Here is a 3,523-nt window from a genome sequence, read left to right on the forward strand (position 1 = left end):
GGAACAGGGTCGCTCACATGGGCCTGTGTAGGGACAGAAGGACACCGTATCCACGCGTTTCGCGAGGCGAAACCGAACAGCCGCCTCGCGGCTGGCCCGAAGGGTGAGCCCCGCAGGGGCGAATCAAATACAAAAAACCCCCGGCACTTTCGTGACGGGGGTCTTTTGTATTTAGGAGCCTGACGATGACCTACTCTCACATGGGGAAACCCCACACTACCATCGGCGCTGAGTGGTTTCACTTCTGAGTTCGGCATGGAATCAGGTGGTTCCCACTCGCTATGGTCGTCAGGCAAACCGGTTTGGTGATGATCACCAAATAGGGTTGCCTTGCCCGTTGGGCACGGGCAAAGCCAATCTGGAAAACGAGGCGTCCAGCGTCAGGGTCATCCGACACCTGTTGCTATTCAGTGCTTGAGATCGTTGACCGCTGCCTCGCAGGCCGTTCCCTGGGGAACCGGCAAAACTGCTTTGGCGTTATATGGTCAAGCCGCACGGGCAATTAGTACGGGTTAGCTTCACGCCTCGCAGCGCGTCCACATCCCGCCTATCAACGTGGTGGTCTTCCACGGCCCTTCAGGACCCTCAAGGGGTCAGGGAGATCTCATCTCGAGGGAGGCTTCCCGCTTAGATGCTTTCAGCGGTTATCCCGTCCGAACGTAGCTACCCGGCAATGCCACTGGCGTGACAACCGGAACACCAGAGGTTCGTCCACTCCGGTCCTCTCGTACTAGGAGCAGCTCCTCTCAAATCTCCAACGCCCACGGCAGATAGGGACCGAACTGTCTCACGACGTTCTAAACCCAGCTCGCGTACCTCTTTAAATGGCGAACAGCCATACCCTTGGGACCGGCTTCAGCCCCAGGATGAGATGAGCCGACATCGAGGTGCCAAACACCGCCGTCGATGTGAACTCTTGGGCGGTATCAGCCTGTTATCCCCGGAGTACCTTTTATCCGTTGAGCGATGGCCCTTCCATACAGAACCACCGGATCACTAAGACCTGCTTTCGCACCTGCTCGACTTGTAGGTCTCGCAGTCAAGCACCCTTCTACCTTTACGCTCATTGCACGATGTCCGACCGTGCTGAGGGTACCTTTGTGCTCCTCCGTTACTCTTTGGGAGGAGACCGCCCCAGTCAAACTACCCACCACACAATGTCCCCGATCCCGATAAGGGACCTGGGTTAGAACCTCGAACATGCCAGGCTGGTATTTCAAGGGCGACTCCACGATGACTGGCGTCACCGCTTCAATGTCTCCCAGCTATCCTACACAAGCAGGCTCAAAGTCCACTGTGAAGCTGTAGTAAAGGTTCACGGGGTCTTTCCGTCTAGCCGCGGGTACACAGCATCTTCACTGCGATTTCGATTTCACTGAGTCTCGGGTGGAGACAGTGCCCCCATCATTACGCCATTCGTGCAGGTCGGAACTTACCCGACAAGGAATTTCGCTACCTTAGGACCGTTATAGTTACGGCCGCCGTTTACCGGGGCTTCGATCAAGAGCTTCGCCGAAGCTAACCCCATCAATTAACCTTCCGGCACCGGGCAGGCGTCACACCCTATACGTCCGCTTACGCGTTTGCAGAGTGCTGTGTTTTTAATAAACAGTTGCAGGGGCCTTTTCACTGCGGCCACTCGGTGCTTACGGGGCAAGCCCTTCACACCAAGCGGCGTACCTTCTCCCGAAGTTACGGTACCATTTTGCCTAGTTCCTTCACCCGAGTTCTCTCAAGCGCCTTAGAATACTCATCCCAACCACCTGTGTCGGTTTGGGGTACGGTTCCTTGTAACCTGAAGCTTAGAAGATTTTCCTGGAAGCAGGGCATCAACCACTTCCCAGCCGCAAAGGGCCGGTGGTCTCGACTCTCAGCCTTAAGGTGCCGGATTTGCCTAACACCTCAGCCTACGGTCTTTCCCCGGGACAACCAACGCCCGGTAGGCCTAGCCTTCTCCGTCTCTCCATCGCAGTTACAAGAAGTACGGGAATATTAACCCGTTTCCCATCAGCTACGCCTTTCAGCCTCGCCTTAGGGGCCGACTCACCCTGCGCCGATTAGCGTTGCGCAGGAAACCTTGGTCTTTCGGCGTGCGGGTTTTTCACCCGCATTATCGTTACTCACGTCAGCATTCGCACTTGTGATACCTCCAGCATGCTTCTCAACACACCTTCACAGGCTTACACAACGCTCCCCTACCCAGTGCCAAAGGCACTGCCGCAGCTTCGGTATCCAGTTTGAGCCCCGTTACATCTTCCGCGCAGGCCGACTCGACTAGTGAGCTATTACGCTTTCTTTAAAGGATGGCTGCTTCTAAGCCAACCTCCTAGCTGTCTAAGCCTTCCCACATCGTTTCCCACTTAACTGGAATTTGGGGACCTTAGCTGGCGGTCTGGGTTGTTTCCCTCTCCACGACGGACGTTAGCACCCGCCGTGTGTCTCCCGTACTGCACTCACCGGTATTCGGAGTTTGCATCGGTTTGGTAACCCGGGATGGGCCCCTAGCCGAAACAGTGCTCTACCCCCGGTGGTGATATACGAGGCGCTACCTAAATAGCTTTCGGGGAGAACCAGCTATCTCCGGACTTGATTAGCCTTTCACTCCGACCCACAGGTCATCCGAATCTTTTTCAACAGATCCCGGTTCGGTCCTCCAGTGCGTGTTACCGCACCTTCAACCTGCCCATGGGTAGATCGTCCGGTTTCGGGTCTATTCCCAGCAACTCGTCGCCCTATTCAGACTCGGTTTCCCTACGGCTCCCCTATACGGTTAACCTCGCTACTGAGAATAAGTCGCTGACCCATTATACAAAAGGTACGCCGTCACCCGACATGCGGGCTCCGACTGCTTGTACGTACACGGTTTCAGGGTCTATTTCACTCCCCTCTCCGGGGTTCTTTTCGCCTTTCCCTCACGGTACTGGTTCACTATCGGTCAGCCAGGAGTATTTAGCCTTGGAGGATGGTCCCCCCATGTTCAGTCAAGGTTACACGTGCCCCGACCTACTCGATTTCACATGCTCAGGTTTTCGGATACGGGACTATCACCCACTATGGTCGGCCTTCCCAGACCGTTCTCCTAACCAGTCGCATGCTTAAGGGCTAATCCGCGTTCGCTCGCCGCTACTGACGGAATCTCAATTGATTTCTGTTCCTACGGGTACTTAGATGTTTCAGTTCCCCGCGTTCGCCTCCGTTACCTATGGATTCAGTAACGGATACCCGCCTTACAACGGGTGGGTTGCCCCATTCGGAAATCTCCGGGTCAAACGGTTGTTTGCCACCTAACCGGAGCTTATCGCAGGCTACAACGTCCTTCATCGCCTCTGGCTGCCAAGGCATCCACCGTGCACGCTTCGTCACTTGACCATATAACCCAAAACAGTCTGAACCGTTCAGGCCATACGAACTCGCAACGATCAACGATATCGCACCAAATAGACACAAGTGTCAGATAAACTTCTAACGCTTGTATTCCATTGGAATACTTGGACTTCTCATTTCCCAAATTGTTAAAGAGCAT

The 3,523-nt window shown here is 54.9% G+C and carries 2 rRNA genes; both read right to left on the reverse strand.

Annotated elements, in window-relative coordinates:
* Positions 1-177 precede the first annotated feature (177 nt).
* Positions 178-293, reverse strand: a 5S ribosomal RNA gene (gene rrf / locus HMJ39_RS13825).
* A gap of 188 nt (positions 294-481) precedes the next feature.
* A 23S ribosomal RNA gene (locus HMJ39_RS13830) occupies positions 482-3,369 on the reverse strand.
* Positions 3,370-3,523 lie beyond the last annotated feature (154 nt).

The sequence above is a fragment of the Alloalcanivorax profundimaris genome (assembly GCF_015265435.1).
Classification (GTDB): domain Bacteria; phylum Pseudomonadota; class Gammaproteobacteria; order Pseudomonadales; family Alcanivoracaceae; genus Alloalcanivorax; species Alloalcanivorax profundimaris.